The following is a 16130-nucleotide window of genomic DNA, read 5'->3' as shown; positions in this document are numbered from 1 at the left end:
GGTGAGTCCGATGATTTCTCAACATCAATGTCAAAAAGCGGCGATTCTGCTTGTGGATGATCAGATGACCAATATCATGCTCTTGGAAAATATTCTTCAGGCGGCCGGTTATACCAATGTTCATAGTACGACGGAATCCAGCGATGTTGTGAAGCTCTATCGGGAACTCAATCCAGATTTGATTTGCCTGGATATTCGTATGCCAGAAGTCGATGGCTTTCAAGTTATGGGGCAGTTGAAAATTATTAATAAACGATCGTATTTACCCATTCTTGTCTTAACGTCGGAAGAAGATCGTGGCACACGGTTGCGTGCGCTTGAATCGGGAGCCAAGGACTTTCTGAATAAACCGTTTGACAAAGTGGAAGTGCTTATGCGGATTCGTAACTTATTAGAAACGAGTCTCTTGCATCGAGAAAATACCCAGCACTTGGAAACATTGGAAGACACGGTGTCGATGAGGACCAAAGCGTTGGAAGAAACGCAACGGGAAGTGATTCATCGTTTAGGTCGCGCCGCTGAGTACCGAGACAACGATACTGGGGCTCATATCGTACGCATGAGTCATTACGCGGCAATCTTGGCTCAAGCGGTCGGGATGTCAGAAGAGGATTGCAAGCTGATTCAACAGGCGATGCCGATGCATGATATTGGCAAGATTGGCATACCCGATGACATTTTGTTAAAGCCGGATCAATTGAGCCCTGATGAATGGCACGTCATGCGTCGGCATACGCTGATCGGAGCAGAGTTACTTTCAGGCAGTGACTCTCCGTTGTTGCAAATGGCAGAGATGATCGCGCTCACACATCATGAAAAGTGGGATGGGTCAGGGTATCCGAATAAGCTTTCGGGTGATGATATCCCTTTACCTGGGAGGATTTGTGCTATTTGTGATATTTTCGATGCCCTGACTTCTGAACGTCCTTATAAAGAAGCTTGGGCGATTGAACGAGCGACTGAACATATTCGTGAGTTAGCAGGCACGCACCTTGATCCGAACTTAGTTGAATTGTTTGAAGATATGCTTCCGCTGATGCTTGAAGTGCAACGAACATATGTTGACGTGAGAGCGCGCGAGCCTATTCCAGTGTACAACGAAGGCTAATGCTGACTCCGTGTAGCCTGACTTTATTGATCTTGTCGCCTTGCCAGTCGTTTCATCTTCTCGAAGCCTTTTCCGTCCCAGAATGAGTTGCGTCGAGCATGGATTTTTGTGGCGAAGACATGAAGTGTGACGAACGATGATGTGTTGCTGTGATGTGTGTTGATCCGATGCTTGAACTGTAAGGCGTACCATCATGACTGTCTATCGGTGGTTCTCAAGGCCAAGGAGTCTGATCTCCATCGAGGTATGTTCGGAAAATATTGTTCCTCACCACTATTGAAAGCTTTATCAAAAACTACCCTTTCATCGGAGACGCCATGTCTTCACGTTGGCGTATGCCAAATCCTTCGGTTCGATAGGTGAGTGACAACGGTGAAGGGTAATTTTCACATAACCATAAAATTCTCTTAATAATCTGTTATGAATAACCGAAAATGCCAATAAGGATTTCAATTGACTTCTAGGAGGTCTCGGTATCTCGACGTACGATAGCGTAGCAACTGATAGAGCAATGGCAGCAGCCCCCTCTCTATAGTTTGTGTGATGAGGCCAGGTAACGACGACCGGTAGGAAGGATGTATCATGGCAAACCCTCTCCATCTACACAATCTTTTGAAGGGCGGGAGCTCCAATTGGAATATCTGGAGAGAAGAGAACCCCTCTCTTCGTCCGGATCTCACTGGAGCCGACCTTCAAGGTGTGGATCTTCGACAGATGAATTTGACCGGAAGCAATTTGCAGGGTGTGGATTTTCGTGATGCCAATTTACGAGAAACCTATTTGTTTGGAGCGAATATGGTGGGAGCCAATCTTTGTGGAGCGAACTGTGAAGGTGCGCATTTGATTGGCGCGAATTTAACGAACGCCTGTTTAGTGCAGGCTGATTGTTCACATGCCATATGTATTTTAGCTTGCTTCATGGGGGCTGATTGTCATGAGGTGAATTTTCAATATACTGACCTGCGAGCGACCGACTTTAGAAAGTCAAATATGGTCGAGGCGCAGTTTCAGTGTGCCGACTTGCGGGATGCCGACTGTGGGGAAGCAAATTTAACTGATGCTGACCTGCAGCGCGCCGATCTTACGGGTATTGAATTGCGAGGGGCGAATCTCGATCGGACAAATGTGAAACATGATATTGGATTCTATGGATTTGGTAAAACGGGGAGTCGTTATGGTCAATAGCCAATCCGCTTACCTAATCAATCTCGGAGTCTTTCAACATGGCTTTTGAAGAAATTACAGCAAACGACCTGCGGATTGGTTTGTATATAAAAATCGAAGGATCGTGGTTTAGTCATCCATTTCCGACGAATACGTTTAAAGTCACGTGCCGAAGAGAATTGGCGACGCTGTGTGGACTCACAAAAGTCAAATTGCTCTACGATCCTGATAAATCTGATTCGGAAGGGAGTGATGATCAAGAGGGGGATCAGTCTGGCATTGGTGCCGAGGCCGAGACATCGGAATCGGATATGGCCATGCACGAAGAGCTTGTGCAACAGAAAATTGAGTTGCAGGATGACTATCGAGTCTATCAAGAACATCTCCGAAAGGTTGAGCAAGATTACCGAGAGGTTTTGCGTGAAGGAAAAGTGATGTTGCAAGACCTCAGCGCTGGCTCTTCTCGTGGGTTGATCACGGCCAAAAAAATGATTGGGTCGCTTAATGATATTTTGGTGAGTAACGATTCTTCCCGTGCCCTTATGAATTTGATGGGCTCAAATGAAACCGGAGAAGAATTTTTGCTGCATTCACTCAATGTGTGCACTCTGTCCATTGTGATTGCCCGCGACCTTGGTCTCAAGCGACATGAAATTGAAAAGATTGCGATGGGCGCACTCCTGCATGACATTGGTGAATTGAAGTATTCTGCTGAAATGTTATTGAAAAAATCTCGATCGACCTCAGCCGATACCAAAGCCGTCTTGAAAAAGCATCCTCGGTATGGCAAGGAGACATTGACGGCCTTTCCTACCGTTCCCCACGAATGTCTCGATATTGTCTTGCAGCATCACGAGCGGTTGAATGGGTCGGGGTATCCGTCAGGGCTCAAGGAGGCGGGGATTACGCAGTATGCCAAAATTGTGATGGTGGCTGATGCGTATGATGAGCTGTGTAATCATCCAATCGCGTCGATGAGTCTTACGCCTTCGGAAGCCCTTTCTGTTTTGTATACAAAGGAGCGGGGGGGGTTGTGGGGAGATGCGGTCGTGACCTTGATTCGTCAGCTTGGTGTCTACCCTCCCGGTTCGTTGGTGGTATTGACAAACGGGTCGATGGGGCTGGTTACTAGCGTGAATATGGAAGCGCGGCTTCGACCGATCATCATGGTGTATTCCCCCGATATCCCAAAAGAAGAAGCCATGATTTTGGATCTTGCGCGTTTAGAGGATATTTCTATCAAAGAAGCCATTCGACCTCGTGAGTTATCCCCGGAAATTCGTGACTACCTTAATCCTCGACGCATTATCTCGTACTACCCTTCCACAGCTGAATCGCCTGAGATGCAAGCTCTTGTTGAGTAATATGTGGTGTGAAGAACGTTCCTGGGCTTCATTTTGGATGTGATGGCTCCCCTCCGGCGATTGCTTGTTGATCCCTTCCCCTATCTGTCTTCTTGCGAATAGAATTTTTGAAATATCGTTTTTCATTGCCGACTTGACGATGTGTTCCAGCCGAGAGATCTCCAACGTTGTTGATGTGCGACTCTATAGCGAAACCAAATAACTTCCAACCAGGACAATACGGTGAACTCCGCACTGTACCGCCTGAACGTAAGGAAGGTTATGCCCGCCTGGATGATCTGCAGACCATTGACGGTTCACGAGAACGAAGGGTCAATCAGCATTCAGTTGGTCGACGTGTAACGGATTCGGCATAACTGAAATGGCTATAGCCGAACGGCGCAGAATTGTCTTCCATTAACATGGACCCAGCGAATTACTCTCCGACTTCGAAGGTTTTTTCCTCTTCAGCCACTGACGAAGTTGTGTGAGTATAGACGGCTTCTGTACGTCAACAGATTCTGGATCAGGATAATCCACCCATAATTCTTGACTCCCTAGATAGGTTTCCCCACGAAAGATTAACTGCGACCGCAATTGTGTGTAGCCTTTTTTTTGAAGAGTCGTAATGACATTATGAATGGCTGAAGATTCGTTTGTTGCCGAATGCTCTTTGACGAGGACGCGCTCATATCGAAGGAGGGCACGGTACTCCTCTTTTTCATAGGTACATTCTACTTGCCGTGTGAAGCCTCGTTCCCGTTCATCAAGGCCTGAGAGTTGGTAGATATTCATTCTCGAGTCCAGGTGGCTATGGGGCTATAGCGAAACCAAATAACTTCCAACCGAATGTACATCATGTACACAGCGCAAAAACACACGTCGTATAGACGGAAGTAAATTGGAACGGCTATAGCTAATTTGCATTAAAGAAAGCGTACTTGGACAGCATACTGTAGTAAACGACGAATTTATTGTCTATCATCAACTTCCATGTCGTGATAGCTGAGTCGGCTATAGCCGTTTCAAATAACTTCCGCATGCTTGAAGTGAGTAATCGCGCGGGGTTCGTTGGTTGACTTCAGCTGGAATTTATTTGGATTCACTATAGGTGCATAAGTGAACTCGCTGCGTTCTACTGTTTCCTTCTCATGCCGTCCTTGCACACTTCTGTTAGTAGAAAGTGCGTTTTTGCACTGCGTAAATGATGTGAATTCGGCTAGAAGTGATGTGGATTCGTAGAGTTGTCAGCAGAACGTTCGTCGTGAGATGGGATTATGAAGTCGCTTGGCTCCAGCATTTTACGTTCCGTGATATTTCATCGTTTTTATGTGCCATACCTTGAAATTTCAAGGACCATGGCTCTGCATATCACGTTGTTGCGCCTCTGCACGCTTACATCTGTTCGGAAATGCTCGGAAGTGTTTTTTATTTCAGAATGTATGTTCACTCATTCAAAAAAACGTGTGATTTTATAGTTGTTTTACTTTATCTACATAAGTAAAGGAACATTCGATAGGACTGTAAATTAAGCTAAAAGTAAGGGTATTTGTCCTGCTAGATATGAAGATTATAAGCCTGTCGAAGGATTTTTTGTGAGATTTCTGAGAATGGTCTCTGATTTGCTTAGAACTTCTATAGCAGAATAGCGCTTTTGGGCAGATATAGTTGTTAGTAAGGAGTCCTAGGAAAATGCTTAATTTACAAGAATCACAATATTGCGATACATCTATGACGCAGGCTTACTATCAGGCATTATCAAAAATTACCAAAATCCTTAGTCTTCGTTTGGATCTTGAGAGTTGTTTGAAAGCTATTGTGGCCCACATCGATGGTGTTGTGCCTTGGGATAAGGCCGAGATTACTCTGTTTCTCTCAGAGCTCGACTCTTTTCAATTCTATGCGGTTGAGAGTAAATTCGTCGAACCATTGTTGCGAGCGGATTGTCTTATTCATCGCAAGGGAAGCGGCATTGGTTGGGTTCATGAAAACAGAGAACTGCTTATTAGGGAGAACATTCAGAACAATCAGTCATTTATAGAGGATTACACCTATTGCAAGGAAGGTCTTGCTCGCATGGTGTCCCTCCCATTGCTCGTGGGAGATAAGTGTTTAGGGACGTTTAATCTTGGCTGTGTAGAGGCTGGTGAATCCAGTGCGGAAGAAATCGATTTCCTGAGTCAGATTGCCACAATTCTCGGTCTTTTGGTCAGTAATGAATTGGCCCATGAGCAGCTTGATGGATTTGATGGGGATCGACGGAGTGAGGGTTCGCAGTCTGTTCAGGTAGTCAAGGAACGATATGAATCTACAGGGGGAATGATTGGCCAGAGTAAGGCATTAAAGAAAGTTCAAAGTCTCGCTCAAGTTGTTGCGCATACCGATTCCAGTGTATTGATTACAGGGGAAACCGGGACAGGGAAAGAGCTGTTGGCGCGCTATGTTCACAATTTAAGTCCTCGTTGCCATAGACCTTTTATTGCGATAAATTGTGCTGGCCTGCCGTCTGGGCTTGTTGAAAGCGAATTGTTTGGGCATGAAAAGGGTGCATTTACCGGTGCAGATGAGCTGAAGCTTGGACGGTTTGAGTTGGCCAATGGTGGAACACTGTTTCTTGATGAAATTGGGGAAATGCCGCCAAGTGCGCAGGCCAAGTTATTGCGCGTATTAGAGGATGGAAAGGTTGACCGGGTTGGTGGCAAGGAATCGATTCCTGTCGACGTACGAATCGTTGCCGCAACAAACTCTGATCTCAAGGGTGCTATTTCTGAAGGTCGATTTCGAGTTGACCTGTTTTACCGACTTCATGGCTTTCCTATTGTCCTTCCACCACTGCGAGATCGGCCAACTGATATTCCTCTCCTTGCGCAGTACTTTCTGGAGCGTATCTGTGCGAAGTTCAATTTATCGTGTACCGAAATCCATCATGATTCTCTAGAGCGGCTCATGCAATACTCTTGGCCTGGAAATGTGCGAGAGCTGCAAAATGTCATTCAGCGAGCCGCGATTCTTTCAGAGTCATCATCTCTGGATGTTGATGACAGTCATTTTTGTTCCCTTGAGTCCCCTGTTGCTCCAGTCGCTTCTTTTCAAAGCGGTCATACTCTTCGAGAAGTCGAAAAAAGTAAAATTCTTGAAGCCTTGGAACAATCTAGCTGGCGTATCGATGGTGAGCGTGGAGCGGCTAAGTTGGTTGGGCTCAACTCGAGTACATTTAGAAGTCGCCTGAAAAAACTAGGGATTCAGCGTCAGTCTAAGAAATAGCGCCTCTCGTTTTCTCTTCCAGAAATTCCCCACTCTTGTTCTACAATCTATGTCTTGGCTTGCGCTCTATGGGCGCGCAGGTTTTGGCTTGATTCGGTAACATCTCATAAAAATAACTGTTATTCAACTAACTGAATGTACGTAATTTCATTGTTTCTATGAACAATATTTCATTGATATTTCAATGTGTGAATTTTATTTACGCGATATTTCAATGCTTAGTTGGCGGCATTTTTTTAGACTATCTGTCATGCATTGAAAAATTATCTTATTTTTGTGGATTTTCATGAAATTTCAAGGTCACCATAACTTTACACTTCATGAGGTATATCAATTGCTTAATCATCTGAGAAGTCTAAAATGATGAAACTGATAGGTCTCAGAAGGTTATGAACGAGCGTAGAGCTAAATTGGGTGTCTTCAAAAAGGAGGTGACAGCACTGGGGCAGGGCCAAACCCTGCAGATTTTGGAATGCCAGCCATTCAAACTCTTATCATTGTTGTTTCTAAGGAGGTATTTTCATGTTTTTATCTAGACGGCAATTTTTAAAAGTCTCAGCGGGCACGGTGGCCGCGGTGGCGTTGGCGGATAAGGCGTTAGCCTTAACAGCCTTGCAACCGGTCATTGAAGTGGGCAACCCCCTGGGCGAGTATCCCGACCGGTCGTGGGAGCGGGTGTATCACGACCAATATCGCTATGATTCCTCGTTTACGTGGTGTTGTTCGCCGAACGATACGCATGCGTGTCGGATTCGGGCCTTTGTGCGCAACGGGATCGTGATGCGGGTGGAGCAGAACTACGACCATCAAACGTATGAAGATCTCTACGGCAATCGGGGGACGTTTGCGCATAATCCGCGCATGTGCTTGAAGGGCTATACGATGCATCGCCGGGTGTATGGACCCTATCGGTTGAAAGGCCCCTTGGTCCGTCGCGGCTGGAAGCAATGGATGGATGACGGCAGTCCGGAATTCACGCCGGATGTGCGTAGTAAGTATAAGTTCAATGCGCGCTATCTCGATGACATGCTGCGGGTGTCCTGGGATACAGCGTTTACCTACTTGTCCAAGGCCATGGTGATTATCGCCAATCGGTATAGTGGGGAGTCCGGAGCCCGCCGCTTGCGTGAGCAGGGCTATGCCCCCGAGCAGATCGAGATGATGAAGGGGTCAGGCGTACGGACCATGAAGTTCCGAGCCGGAATGCCGGTATTGGGCATCATTGGAAAAATGGGCGTGACCCGGATGAACGGGGGCTGTGGGGCCTTACTCGATACCTATATCCGGAAGGTCAAGCCGCATCAAGCGCAAGGTGGCCGGTATTGGAACAACTATACCTGGCACGGGGATCAAGATCCTTCCCAACCCTGGTGGAACGGGACGCAGAACTCGGATGAAGACTTGAACGACATGCGGTTTTCGAAGATGAACACCAGTTGGGGCAAGAACTTTGTGGAAAACAAGATGCCGGAAGCCCACTGGAAGCTCGAGAGCATAGAGCGGGGGGCCCGGGTGGTGGTGATCACGCCGGAATATAACCCGACGGCGTATCGGGCGGACTACTGGATTCCCATTCGGCCGGAATCGGATGCGTCGTTCTTCTTAGGGGCGGCCAAGATCCTGCTGGATGAAAACATGTACGATCATGATTTCTGTAAAACCTTTACGGATATGCCGCTGTTGGTGCGGACGGATACCTTGCAGTATCTGGATCCGCGGGAGTGCGTCAAAGATTACAAGCTTCCGGACTTCTCGAACTCCTATTCCGGCAAAGTCCAAACGTTGAATCCGCAGTATGTGGCGCGCTTAGGCGGGCTGATGGTGTGGGACTTGAACAAAGAGCAAGCGGTGCCGATTCATCGGGAATTGGTGGGCTGGCACTTTAAGCAAAGCGGGATTGACCCGGCCTTGATGGGGACGTTCCGGGTGAAGCTCTTGAATGGCCGGGAAGTGGATGTGATGCCGATCTTCCAGATGTATCAAGCGCATTTACAGGATTACGACTTGGATACGGTGCATCAGATCTGTCGGTCGCCGAAGGACCTCATCGTGCGGTGGGGCCGGGATGTCGGGACGATTAAACCGGCGGCGATTCATAACGGGGAAGGGGTGTGTCACTACTTCCATATGACGCAAAACGGGCGAGCGGCGGCCTTTAACCTGATTGTGACGGGGAATATCGGGAAGTTTGGGTCAGGCTGTCATACCTGGTCGGGGAACTATAAGGCCGGGGTGTGGGCGGCCACGCCATGGTCCGGTGGTGGGTTGTCAGTGCATACCGGAGAAGATCCGTTCAATATCACGACGGATGCCAATGCGCATGGGAAGGAAATCATCACGCGCTCCTACTACTATGGCGAAGAAGTGGGCTATTGGAACCACGGGGATACGGCGTTGATCGTGAATACGCCGAAGTATGGCCGTCGGGTGTTTACCGGGAAGACGCATATGCCGACGCCGAGTAAATTCCGGTGGGTGGCCAACGTCAACGTGTTGAACAACTCCAAGCATCACTATGACATGGTCAAGAATGTGGACTCCCACATTGAAACCATTGTGCATCAAGAAGTGGAGATGACCTCGGACGTCAATCATGCGGACGTCTCGTTTGCGGTCAATACCTGGATGGAGTTTACCTATCCGGAAATGACGGCGACGGTGTCGAATCCTTGGTATCAAGTGTGGAAGGGGGGCATTCGGCCGCTCTATGACACGCGGAATGACTTGGATACCGTGGCCGGGGTGGCCGCGAAGCTCACGCAGATGACGGGCGATGGACGGTTCCGGGATTACTTCAAGTTCGTCTATGAGAACCGGGTGGATGTGTATGCGCAACGGCTCATGGATGCCGGGACGACGTCGTACGGGTATAACATCGATACGATGCTCAAGAGCGAGAAGGGCTGGATGGTGATGTGTCGGACCTATCCGCGCCATCCGTTCTGGGAAGAGACGAACGAGAGCAAGCCGCATTGGACGCGCAGTGGACGGTTGGAGACCTATCGGGTGGAGCCGGAAGCCATTGAGTACGGGGAAAACTTCATTGTGCATCGGGAAGGGACGGAAGCGACGCCGTATCTGCCGAATGCCATTATGTCGTCGAATCCGTACATTCGGCCAGATGACTACGGGATTCCGATCACCGCGCAGCATCACGACGATAAGACGGTGCGGAATATCAAGCTGCCGTGGCAGGAAATCAAACGGTACTCGAATCCGTTATGGGAGAAAGGGTATCAGTTCTATTGTGTGACGCCCAAGACGCGGCATCGGGTGCACAGTCAGTGGTCGGTGAACGACTGGGTGCAGATGTATGAGTCGAACTTCGGCGATGCGTACCGGATGGATAAACGGACGCCGGGGGTCGGGGAGCATCAGTTGCACATTAACCCGGCGGCGGCGAAAGATCGGGGGATCAATGACGGGGACTATGTCTACGTCGATGGGAACCCGGTGGATCGACCGTATCGGGGCTGGAAGCCCAGTGACCCGTACTACAAGGTGGCGCGGTTGATGATTCGGGCGAAGTATAACCCGGCGTTCCCGTATCACGTGACGATGGCTAAGCATGCGCCGTTTGTGTCGACGGCCAAGTCGGTGAAAGGGCATGAGACGCGGCCGGATGGGCGCGCGATTGCCATGGATACGGGGTATCAATCGAACTTCCGGTATGGGGCGCAGCAGTCGTTTACGCGGAGTTGGTTGATGCCGATGCATCAAACGGACTCGTTGCCCGGCAAGAGTGCGAACAAGTGGAAGTTCAAATGGGGCTTTGAGATTGATCACCATGCGGTCAATACGACGCCGAAAGAATGTCTGATGCGGATTACGAAAGCAGAAGACGGCGGCATCGGCGGACGTGGGCCATGGGAGCCGGTCCGGACCGGGTTTACGCCGGGTCAGGAAAATGAGTTCATGATTAAATGGCTCAAGGGTGACCATATTAAGATCAAAGTGTAACCCGGCTTGCTGGGGAGCCACGACGCCCACAGCGTGGCGTCGGGCCCCCCAGGAGCCACGGGCCTCATGTGACAATCGACTATTATTGTATGGTGGTATAACCAGACGAAACGGAGGAAATCATGCCAGAGGTGTATAATTGGCAATTAGGCCGGAAGATGCTGTATCCGTATGAAGAGCGGCATCCGAAATGGCAGTTTGCATTTGTGTTCAATATCAACCGGTGCTTAGCCTGTCAGACGTGTTCGATGGCGGATAAGTCGACGTGGTTGTTCTCGAAGGGGCAGGAGTACATGTGGTGGAACAACGTGGAGACGAAGCCCTATGGGGGGTATCCGCAGTTCTACGACGTGAAGATCACGCAGTTGATTGAGCAAGTCAATCCCGGGGGGCAGGTCTGGAACGTGCGGGTGGGGCGGAAGCACCATGCGCCGTACGGGGTGTTCGAAGGGATGACGATTTTTGACGCGGGGGCGAAGATCGGGCAAGCGGCGATCGGGTATATCCCCACGGACCAAGAGTGGCGGTTTGTGAATATCTATGAAGATACGGCGACGTCGATGCGGGCGCTGGTCGAAGGCGTCGATAAGACGGGGTTCACGAAAGAAGAGCCGTGGAAGATGAGTGGGAGTAGTTTGCCGGAGCATGAGACGTACTTCTTCTATCTGCAACGGATCTGTAACCACTGTACGTATCCAGGGTGTTTGGCGGCGTGCCCGCGGAAGGCGATCTACAAGCGGCCGGAAGATGGGATTGTGTTGATCGACCAGAACCGATGCCGAGGGTACAAGAAGTGTGTGGAGCAGTGCCCGTTTAAGAAGCCGATGTATCGGGGGACGACGCGGGTGACGGAGAAGTGTATTGCCTGTTATCCCCGAGTGGAAGGCAAGGACCCGTTAACGGGGGGCGAGCCGATGGAAACGCGGTGTATGTCGGCGTGTGTGGGGAAGATTCGCTTGCAGAGCCTGGTGAAGGTGGGGGAAGATGGGTTATGGGCGGAAGACCGCTGGAACCCGTTGTACTACACGATCCGGGTGGAGCAGGTGGCGTTGCCGTTGTACCCGCAATGGGGGACGGAGCCGAATGGGTACTACATTCCGCCCCGGCAAGCGCCGCGGGGGTATACGCGGCAGATGTTTGGGCCGGGCGTGGATAACGCGATTGAGAAGTATCTGGTGCCGAGTCGGGAGTTGTTGGCGGTGCTGCAGTTGTGGCGGGCGAGCCAGCAGATTCTGTTCCGGTATGATGTGATCCCTGGTCCGAAAGTGTTTGAGACCCAGATTCACGGGAAGAAGTTTGAGATGTATAACGATACCGTGTTGGGCTTTAACAAGTCGGGCAAAGAGGCGGTGCGGCAGCAGGTGGAAGAGCCCATCTATGTCCGTCCGGCGGAACGGATCAACTGGCTGTAAGTCGTTCTGACGACAGCCCTTGAGTGTCCAAAAAGGCCGGGAGGATTTTCCTCCCGGCCTTTTTATTTATCCTATTCAAAAAATTATTATGGATGAGTGAAGAGAATTAATTATCAAGGGTCTTTTTTAATCGACGGTCGAGTGCAAATCGTGTGATGCCGAGGTGTTTGGCTGCAAGGCTTTTATTGGCTTCAGATAATCGCATGACTTCATCGATAATCGCTGATTCAATGTCGGCTAATGTGTGTTCTCCAATGGCCATTTCAATTTTAACTAGTTGTTTATCTGCCCGTGTGTGTGCGGTTGCTGTTTTATGAGTTGATTCATGTAGTTCTTTTGGGAAGTCATGTATAGTTAAGAATTTTTCTTTGCAAAAAATGACGGCGCGTTCAATGACATTTTCCAACTCCCGGATATTTCCTGGATAGTCATAATCTTCTAATAGGATTCGAGCTTCCTGGTCAATGTCAACAATTTCTTTTCCAATGTCTTTTGCGTGATGGGCCAGTGCCCGAAAACTCAGTGGCATAATATCTTCAACGCGCTGACGAAGCGGTGGTAATTCCAATGAGACAACGTTGAGTCTGAAGAACAGGTCTTCACGGAAATTTCCTAAGGCCACTTCTTTCCGGAGATCGTGGTTGGTGGCGGCAATTAAGCGAAAGTCCACGTCAATGTCATCCCGTCCACCTAATCGTTTGAGCGAACGTTCTTGAATGACACGAAGTAGTTTTGCTTGCATTCCAATGTTCATGTCTCCGATTTCATCAAGGAATAATGTGCCGCCTTCAGCTTGTTCGCACAGTCCTGGTTTTCGTTGGTTGGCACCTGTAAAGGCTCCTCGTTCGTGTCCGAATAATTCACTCTCAAAGAGTTCTTCCGGTATTGCGGTGCAATTGACCCCAACGAATGGTTTATCGCTACGTGGGCCATTATGATGAAGGACGCGGGCGATAAACTCTTTTCCGGTGCCAGTCTCTCCATTCAATAAGACTGTGGTTTTATGATTTTGTGTCATTTCTTGTATTTGCGCGACCAGGCCTTGCATGCTCGGGCTTTCCGCAATCAAATTATTGAGTGCGAAGCGTCCCGCAACATTCTTTACCTCAAAATGCATTCGACGTCGTAATTCAAGATATTCAAGGGCTCGACTGACGACGGGATTGACGCTTTCAAGGTCTACGCTCTTGATGAGGAAATCGTAGGCCCCGAGCTTCATCGCGGCAACGGCATCTTCAACCGTTCCATAGGCAGTTAAGAGGATGAATAAGGCTTCCGGCGCTTTTCCCTTTGCTTGCTGGAGTGTCTGAATTCCTGTTAAGCCAGACATCTTCAAATCGAGCAGAATAATATCTGGCGTGTCGTGGTCTAATGCTTCCAATAAGGCTTCACCGGAATTAAAACTGCGGATCAGATGTTGTTGTCGAGCTAATCGTCGAGTAATCGATGAACGAACGACTTCATCGTCATCGGTCACGAATATTGTTGCACGCATGTTATGACACCATAGAGGTTTGTGGGTGATGAGAGAAGGGTAACCACACTGACATGACAGTCCCGCACTGGAGTTCGCTTTGCGCATGGATTTCACCTCCATGACCTTCAAGAATATTCTTGCAGATGGCGAGCCCTAATCCGGTTCCTCGAAGTTTCCCTGTTGTAAAAAACGGTTCAAAAATATGTGCTAAGTCTGCCGGCGTAATGCCTTTCCCATTGTCAGCTATTGATAAGCAAATCCCGGGCTCTCCTGCGCGTTTTTCTTTTTTTGCAGAAATTGTGAGTGTACCGTTATTGCTCATTGCTTCGATGGCATTCTGGAAAATATTCAGTAAGACCTGTTTGATTTGATCCCGATCTGCCCACACAGGCTCATTCTGATCTTCAATGTTCCAGGCGACATGAATGTGTTTATGTTGGAGAGGGTTGTTCAGTAAGGACAACGTCTCGTGTGCCAATTCCTGTAAGGAAAACGACACCCAGACGAGTGTACGAGGCCGTGCATAATCGACAATTTGATTCACAATCCGGTCCAGCCGCCGTGTTTCGTTCAGAATGGTTTTTAAATCTGGAACTTTATGGTCATCATGATCCAATTCTTCGAGCAATAGAGAGGCTGTTGACCCGATACCGACTAACGGATTTCGAATTTCATGGGCGATGCCGGCGGCGACCTGACCTAAAGTTGCCAGCCGTTCGGAGCGGCTGAGTTTTTCTCGTAACTGTTCTAATGCCGTGATGTCGACGTTGAATCCTTGATACAGCATGTCCGTCTTTCCTTGGTTTTCTATCGGCACGGCACGGCTTAAAATCTTTCGAACCGCACCGTCATGATGGAGGAACCGAAAGATCTGTTCAAATGCTTGATGTTGACGTGTCGATTCCACAAAAGATTGAAGGACCTGGTCGCGGTCATCAGGGTGGACGGCGTCCCACATGGCTTCAGGTTGTAAATCGATGTCTGGGTCATAGCCTGCAAGAATCCAATTATGGCGATTACAGAAAATAATGTTATCGCCAGTGGCCGTAAAAATCCCAAAGGGCGCGTTGTCCACAATGCCTCGATACTTTGATTCCGATGTGGAGAGGTTATGATTGAGTGTTCGAAGTTCAGCTTCAGAACGTTTGATGCGTCCCACATGATCTCGAAGTTGCTGGCTCATTGTACTCATGACTCGTGTTAAGTTACCGATTTCATCTTCACGATTGAGGACCGTTACTTCCGGAATCGTTTCTTCCGTTCGGTTTTCCACAGTTTTGGCTAGGGCCGATAGTGGGCCTGCAATGGACCGGGCAAGGAGCCTGAGGACAAACACCATAGGGAGTAATGCTAAGGACCCGCCGCCAATAATGACTCCTAATAAAAATGACCGATCTCTGGATGTGCGTGAAAGCGTATGTTGGAGTTCGTTGAACTCCTGTCGATCAAAGTTCGCGATGATTTCGCGTATGCCTAGCATCAATGTCAGCCCTTTCCCTGATTCGACATAATGCACCGCGTCGGGCGAATGTTCATTTTTGACTTCCTCAATGAACTCATCCTTGTCGTTCATCAGCTGTTGGACCATTTCTTGAGCATGTAGAATATGAGCATGTTGGGTAGTATGGTGCTCGACCATTTGCGCGAGCGATTGTCCGACTAAGAGCACGCGGTTTTTTGCGGCCAGGTAGGGTTTCAAGAATTTAGGATCTTGCGTCAACACATATCCCCTGAATCCTGTTTCGAGATCGACGATGAGACGAAGGAATTCTGCCGCCGTCGTTTGGACATGGTAGATATGATTTAATCGATCTTCATCTTCTGCAAAGGCTTGCACACGAATGTAGGTCATTATACTTAGCATGAAGATTGTTGCGATCGGAATCAGTGAGACGAGCAAGAGCTTTTTTTCAATAGGTAAATTGATGAATGAGCGGAGGATGGTGGCAGTGATTTTCACGAGGTTATCGTAGGTTAACCCCCTAGTCGTGTCAAATATTTTATGCGCTAAAGTACTCGATAGACAGAGGACGATATTCGATCATGAATTGAAATGAATGCATTATGTCATTACCCCCAGCAATTCAGTGTTTCTTGGCTACCTGTAATCAATATGTCAGGAGGAGCCGGGCTTTGAACGAAGGTGGGGCTGCAATTGGGAGCCTGCGTCCAGCAACCGTAGCCAAGGCTACCTGTAATCAACATGTCAGGAGGAGTCGGGCATTGAACGAAGGTAGGGCTGCAATTGGGAGCTTGCGTCCAGCTATCGTAGCCAAGGCTACCTGTAATCAATATGTCAGGAGGAGCCGGGCTTTGAACGAAGGAGGGGCTGCAATTGGGAGCGTGCGTCCAGCAACCGTAGCCAAGGCTACCTGTAATCAACATGTCAGGAGGTGTCGGGC

9 protein-coding genes are annotated in these 16130 nt (G+C 48.9%); 6 read left to right on the top strand and 3 right to left on the bottom strand.

Annotated features, from left to right (window positions below; all coding sequences use genetic code 11):
• The first annotated feature begins 10 nt into the window (after positions 1–10).
• The 3 genes from ACWHX8_RS17350 (at position 11) to ACWHX8_RS17340 (ending at position 3636) form a co-directional block, all read left to right on the top strand.
• Positions 11–1108 (top strand): HD domain-containing phosphohydrolase, encoded by a 1098-nt coding sequence (locus ACWHX8_RS17350; protein WP_447969390.1) that lies wholly within the window; start codon positions 11–13, stop codon positions 1106–1108.
• Between the two features lie 582 nt (positions 1109–1690).
• Positions 1691–2293, top strand: a complete 603-nt coding sequence (locus tag ACWHX8_RS17345) for a pentapeptide repeat-containing protein (protein ID WP_447969389.1) — start codon at positions 1691–1693, stop codon at positions 2291–2293.
• A gap of 38 nt (positions 2294–2331) precedes the next feature.
• Positions 2332–3636, top strand: a complete 1305-nt coding sequence (locus ACWHX8_RS17340; protein WP_447969388.1) for an HD-GYP domain-containing protein — start codon at positions 2332–2334, stop codon at positions 3634–3636.
• A 396-nt stretch (positions 3637–4032) separates the two neighbouring features.
• Here the strand turns inward: ACWHX8_RS17340 and ACWHX8_RS17335 are convergent, their stop codons facing one another.
• Positions 4033–4410 carry a hypothetical protein gene (locus ACWHX8_RS17335; protein ID WP_447969387.1) on the bottom strand — a complete coding sequence of 126 codons (378 nt, stop codon included), beginning with the start codon at positions 4408–4410 and terminating at the stop codon, positions 4033–4035.
• Between the two features lie 897 nt (positions 4411–5307).
• On the opposite strand from ACWHX8_RS17335, the gene ACWHX8_RS17330 reads away from it, so the two are divergent.
• The 3 genes from ACWHX8_RS17330 (at position 5308) to ACWHX8_RS17320 (ending at position 12251) form a co-directional block, all read left to right on the top strand.
• Positions 5308–6879 (top strand): sigma-54-dependent Fis family transcriptional regulator, encoded by a 1572-nt coding sequence (locus ACWHX8_RS17330; RefSeq protein WP_447969386.1) that lies wholly within the window; start codon positions 5308–5310, stop codon positions 6877–6879.
• Positions 6880–7401: 522 nt separating this feature from the next.
• A complete protein-coding gene (locus tag ACWHX8_RS17325; RefSeq protein ID WP_447969385.1) occupies positions 7402–10839 on the top strand; it encodes a molybdopterin-dependent oxidoreductase in 3438 nt (1145 codons plus the stop codon).
• Positions 10840–10961: 122 nt separating this feature from the next.
• Entirely contained in the window at positions 10962–12251 is a 1290-nt protein-coding gene (locus tag ACWHX8_RS17320) for a 4Fe-4S dicluster domain-containing protein (protein WP_447968487.1), read from the top strand.
• A 106-nt stretch (positions 12252–12357) separates the two neighbouring features.
• Here the strand turns inward: ACWHX8_RS17320 and ACWHX8_RS17315 are convergent, their stop codons facing one another.
• Positions 12358–13746, bottom strand: a complete 1389-nt coding sequence (locus ACWHX8_RS17315) for a sigma-54-dependent transcriptional regulator (protein WP_447969384.1) — start codon at positions 13744–13746, stop codon at positions 12358–12360.
• A gap of 1 nt (position 13747) precedes the next feature.
• A complete protein-coding gene (locus tag ACWHX8_RS17310; protein ID WP_447969383.1) occupies positions 13748–15580 on the bottom strand; it encodes an ATP-binding protein in 1833 nt (610 codons plus the stop codon).
• Between the last annotated feature and the right edge of the window lie 550 nt (positions 15581–16130).

The sequence above is a fragment of the Nitrospira sp. M1 genome, from assembly GCF_965152605.1.
The sequence above is the reverse complement of the archived record's forward strand: the minus strand, read 5'-3'. Positions and strand labels throughout refer to the sequence as shown.